The organism is Streptomyces sp., assembly GCF_031178505.1.
GTDB classification, from domain to species: Bacteria; Actinomycetota; Actinomycetes; order Streptomycetales; family Streptomycetaceae; genus Streptomyces; species Streptomyces gulbargensis.
Genome location: NZ_JAPSIW010000275.1, coordinates 1 through 5,196, shown reverse-complemented (window position 1 = coordinate 5,196; position 5,196 = coordinate 1). Strand labels below are relative to the sequence as shown.

The following is a 5,196-nucleotide window of genomic DNA, read 5'->3' as shown; positions in this document are numbered from 1 at the left end:
CGGCACGCCGGTACGGGGGCGTGCCGCCCCGCGACGGCCCCTGCGGCGACGCACACCCGCCCCCCGGGCCACGGGACCCGGGCACCGACGAGCGCCCCGGGTTCCGCCCCCACCGCACCGCCCCCAGAGAGCACGACGACGTCCCAGCACCTTCCGTCCCAAGGAGAGCCGCCTTGCGCCCACGCACCCGCACCACCAGAAAGGCCGGTGTCCTCACCGGCGGCCTGCTGGCCACCTCACTGGCAGCCGGCCTCCTCACCCAGACCCCGGCGGCGGCGGACCCCGCCGTGACCGACTACACCCTCTCCGTCGACGCCGCCGGCACGGGACCGGCGATCGACCCCACCATGTACGGCGTCTTCTTCGAAGACATCAACAACGCGGCCGACGGCGGCCTCTACGCCGAGCTCGTACAGAACCGCTCCTTCGAGTTCGGCCCCGCCGACAACCGGTCCTACACCCCGCTGACCGCCTGGCAGCAGACCGCGTCCGGCGGCGCCACAGGCACCCTCAAGGTCGTCGACGACGCCGAGCGGCTCAACGAGCGCAACCGCAACCACCTGCGCGTCGACCTCGCCGGCACGGGCGGCACCACCGGCCGCTTCGGCGTCGTCAACAGCGGCTACGGGGCGGGCATCGCCCTCAAGGAGGGCAGGCGGTACGACTTCTCCGTCTGGGCGCGCACGGACAATCCGGCCGGCACCCGTCTCACGGCCGACCTGCGCACCGCCGACGGCACCGTCCTGACCGCGCCGCTCGGCATCACCGTGCGCGGCGACCGGTGGACCAAGTACACCGGCACGCTCGTCCCCAAGGTGACCACCACCGCGGGTCGGCTCGCGGTGACGGCCGCCGGCTCCGGAACCCTCCGCCTCGACATGGTCTCGCTCTTCCCCCGCGACACCTACAAGGGCCGCCCGAACGGGCTGCGCAAGGACCTCGCCGAGAAGATCGCCGCCCTGAACCCCGGCTTCCTGCGCTTCCCCGGCGGCTGCCTGGTCAACACCGGCAGTCACCACGCCTACGAGGCCCCGGACTGGGAGCGCCGCCGCTCCTACCAGTGGAAGGACACCATCGGCCCCGTCGAGCAGCGGGCCGTCAACGCCAACTTCTGGGGCTACCACCAGAGCTACGGCCTCGGCTACTACGAGTACTTCCAGTTCGCCGAGGACATCGGCGCGATGCCGCTGCCCGTCGTGCCTGCCCTGGTCACCGGCTGCGGGCAGAACCAGGCCACCGACGACCCGGCCCTGCTGAAGCGGCACATCCAGGACACCCTGGACCTGATCGAGTTCGCCAACGGCCCCGTCACTTCCACCTGGGGCCGCAAGCGCGCCGAGATGGGCCACCCGAAGCCCTTCGGCCTGACCCACCTGGGCGTCGGCAACGAGGAGAACCTGCCCGACGCCTTCTTCGCCCGCTTCACCGAGTTCCGCAAGGCCATCACGGCCGAGCACCCCGAGATCACGATCGTCTCCAACTCCGGACCCGCCTCCGAGGGCGCCACCTTCGACCGGTTGTGGGACCTCAACCGCCGGGCGGGCGTCGACATGGTCGACGAGCACTACTACAACTCCCCGCAGTGGTTCCTGGAGAACAACGACCGCTACGACTCCTACGACCGCAACGGGCCCAAGGTCTTCCTCGGCGAGTACGCCTCCCGCGACAACCGCTTCGCCAACGCCCTGTCCGAGGCGGCGTTCATGACCGGCCTGGAGCGCAACGCCGACGTCGTCAAGCTCGCCTCGTACGCTCCGCTGCTCGCCGACGTGGACAAGAACCAGTGGCGGCCCGACATGATCTGGTTCGACAACAACCGCTCCTGGGGCTCCACCAGTTACGAGGTCCAGAAGCTGTTCATGAACAACACCGGCGACCGGGTCGTGCCGAGCCGAGCCTCGGTCACCCCCTCCGTCTCCGGACCGATCACCGGCGCGGTCGGCCTGTCGACCTGGGCCACCAGCGCCGCCTACGACGACGTCGAGGTCACCGCGGCGGACGGCGCCACCCTGCTGAAGGACGACTTCTCCACCGGGGCTTCCCGATGGACGCCGGCGGCCGGGCGCGGCACCTGGGCCGTCCAGGACGGGGCGTACGTCCAGACCGACGAGGCCGCCGAGGACACCCTGGTCACCGCGGGCGACCCGGGCTGGCACGACTACGACCTGAAGGTCAAGGCCACGAAGAAGTCCGGCAAGGAAGGGTTCCTGGTCGCCTTCGGCGTACGCGGCACCGGCAACCACTACTGGTGGAACCTCGGCGGCTGGGGCAACACCCGATCCGCCGTCGAGAAGGCCGTCGACGGGGGCAAGCAGACCTTGCTGGAGCACCCCACCACCATCGAGACGGGCCGCACCTACGACATCCGCGTCCAGGTGCGGGGCCGCCAGGTCACCCTCTACCTCGACGGGCAGAAGTGGGGTTCCTTCACCGACGACAAGGCCGCCGAGCCCTTCCGGCAGGTGGTGACCCGGGACAAGGGCGACCTCGTCGTCAAGGTCGTCAACGCCCAGGCAGCCGCGGCCCGCACGAGCATCGACCTCGGCACCTCCAAGGTCGCCCCGACGGCCCGGGTGACCACCCTCGAGGGCGCGCCGGACGCGGTGAACACCGCCGACGCCCACCCGATCCGGCCGCGAACGTCGACGCTGGAAGGCATCGGGCGGACCTTCACGTACACCTTCCCCGCCCACTCGGTCACCTTCCTGCGGGTCGCGACCAGGTAGGGGAACAGCCGGCGAACCGCACCGCCGCCCCGGTCGGGAAGGACCCCTTTCCCGACCGGGGCGCACGCGTGTGAGCCGTGCTCACTGCCGGAACCCGGCGGTACTGATCCGCCCTTGTCGCGGTGGCGTGGCGCCTTTTTCCTGGCTCGGTCAGGAGTACGGCCCTGCGGGTGTGTGCCCGGGATGATCGGCTGCCGTCGTCCCCGTACACGCGGTGCGCGAGCACCGGAGGTCCATCGATCTGGTGCGCTACACGATGTTGGGCGAGCACCACACCGCGTTGGAGACCGTCGCGTCGGTCGCTGCCCAAGCCAGCGGGACGCGGAGGCGGAGTCGGCGCGGCGAGCGGGGAGCGTCACCGCGCCGACGGACCGACGCCATGGCGAAGCTGGCCGCCGTGGTCGACGAGACGCTGCTCGGGATGGGTGAGAGCGTGACGAAGGTCGAGCGCAAGCAGTACGACGCCTACCAGCGGCTGCGGAACTTCGCCCGCGTCACCGGACGGCAGGACAAGCTGCTGGTGTACCTCAAGGTCGCGCCGGCCACGGTCGAGCTCGTGCCGGGCTTCACCCGGGACGTGACGGGGCTGGGGCACCACGGCACAAATCCGGCTCGACACCACCACCCCGGCTCCCTCCTGCGGCTGATGGCCGATTTGACGACCCGCTCGGACGGGGCCGCGACCGGAACAGGGGACCGGTCACGGCCCCGCGCCGTACTGCCCCCCTCTGTCTCACCCAGATCACCGGCTGGGGGATCGCTCACTACGCCTTCCCGGTCGTCCTGTCCCGCATCACCGCCGACACCGGCTGGTCCGCGAGTGCGAGCACGGGCGCGTTCTCCCTGGCTCTCCTCGTCTCGGCAGCGGCGAGCGTTCCGATCGGCAGAATCCTGGACCGACGCGGCCCGCGCCTCGTCATGACGGCGGGCTCCGTCCTCGCGGTCGTGGCCGTACTGGCATTGGCCGCAGCCCCCACCCCCCTTGTTCTACGCCGCCTGGGCACTCGCCGGCATCGCCATGGCCGCCACCTTCCATCAGCCCGCCTTCGCGGCCGTGACCCGCTGGTGGGGACCCGACCGCATCCGCGCCCTCACGATCGTCTCCCTTGCGGGCGGCCTCGCCCCCACCGTCTTCGCCCCGCTCACGGCTGCCCTCGCCGAGCGCTTGGACTGGCGTGCCACCTACCTCGTGCTGGTCGCCGTCCTCGCCGCGATCACCATCCCGGCCCACGCGCTCGCCCTATGAGCTCCCTGGCCGCCCGGTGCGGCTGGCCGCCGCTGAGATGAAGCGGAGGTGTTCGGACGGGGCCTGGTGGAGCGCCTGGAGACTGGCGTGCGAAGGCGGCTACGGACTCTATGAAGGGCCGTAGCTACCCCAGGGGACTCGTGTCTCTTGGATGTCCTGGCTTGTTTCCGTGAGCAATGGGGCCGGACTTGCCACACGACCCGGGACCTTCGGCAAGGTGCAGGTCCTCCCCGATGCCGACGAGGTTGGGCTCCATGCATGGCTCACCCCGAACCCGTTCCTTCCGGCGGCCCTCGGTCGAAACCTGGCACCGGCGGCCGCCGGACGAGGAACTGCCCACGTTGTCCGCCCCGTCCACAGAGCCGAGGGATCGGGTCGGGGACGCGAATCCCCCGCTCGGGTAGTGCGCTGTCATGCCACGCCCTGGGCGCGGGGAGGAAAGTCGGCCGGTCGGGCCGGTCGTAGCTTTCGGGTGTGCCGAGCCGGAGACACGGGGCGGCACGGTAGCGATCGCTTCGAAAGGACCCCTCATGTTCGACATCAACAAGGTGCAGGCCGCTCCGAGTTCGGACCTCCTCACGCCCGACAACGCCGTCATGCTCTTCGTGGACCACCAGCCGCAGATGTTCTTCGGCACCGGCAGCGGCGACCGCACCGCGATCATCAACAGCACGGTGGGCCTCGCCAAGGCGGCCCGGGCCTTCGACGTTCCGGCCGTCCTGACCACGGTCGCCGCCGAGTCGTTCTCCGGACCTCTGCTGCCGCAGCTCGCCGAGGTGTTCCCCAAGAACGAGATCATCGACCGTACGACCATGAACGCCTGGGAGGACGAGGCGCTGGTGGCGGCGGTCAGGGCGACCGGCCGGAAGAAGATCATCCTGTCGGGTCTGTGGACCGAGGTCTGCCTCGTCCTGCCCGCGCTCTCCGCGCTGGAGCAGGGTTACGAGGTGTACGTGGTCACCGACGCCTCCGGCGGCGTCAGCCCGGCCGCCCACGAGCACGCTCTCCAGCGGATGATCGCCGCCGGTGCCGTGCCGGTGACCTGGGTGCAGGTGCTCCTGGAGCTGCAGCGCGACTGGGCGCGCCAGGAGACGTATGGCGCGGTCATGGAGATCGTCAAGGCCCACGCGGGCGCGTACGGCCTCGGTGTCGTGTACGCGCAGAGCGTCATCGGCGCCCACGCGGCCGGCTGACCTCCGTGGACACCGGCATTCTGATCCTGCG

The 5,196-nt window shown here is 70.8% G+C and carries 3 protein-coding genes and 1 pseudogene; 3 read left to right on the top strand and 1 reads right to left on the bottom strand.

Features of this window, described 5'->3' with window-relative positions; genetic code table 11:
• The first annotated feature begins 173 nt into the window (after window positions 1-173).
• On the top strand, window positions 174-2,726 hold the full coding sequence (locus tag RIF68_RS18950) for an alpha-L-arabinofuranosidase C-terminal domain-containing protein (protein WP_375165198.1): 2,553 nt from the start codon (window positions 174-176) through the stop codon (window positions 2,724-2,726).
• A 355-nt stretch (window positions 2,727-3,081) separates the two neighbouring features.
• Here RIF68_RS18950 and RIF68_RS18945 read toward each other — a convergent pair whose 3' ends face one another.
• Window positions 3,082-3,351, bottom strand: coding sequence for a hypothetical protein (locus tag RIF68_RS18945; protein WP_309052468.1), 270 nt, complete (start codon window positions 3,349-3,351; stop codon window positions 3,082-3,084).
• 21 nt (window positions 3,352-3,372) lie between these two features.
• On the opposite strand from RIF68_RS18945, the pseudogene RIF68_RS18940 reads away from it, so the two are divergent.
• Together RIF68_RS18940 and RIF68_RS18935 are read left to right on the top strand one after the other, a co-directional pair.
• Window positions 3,373-3,969, top strand: a pseudogene (locus RIF68_RS18940) (MFS transporter); the annotation flags it as partial.
• 533 nt (window positions 3,970-4,502) lie between these two features.
• Window positions 4,503-5,165, top strand: a complete 663-nt coding sequence (locus RIF68_RS18935; RefSeq protein ID WP_309052465.1) for a hydrolase — start codon at window positions 4,503-4,505, stop codon at window positions 5,163-5,165.
• Window positions 5,166-5,196 lie beyond the last annotated feature (31 nt).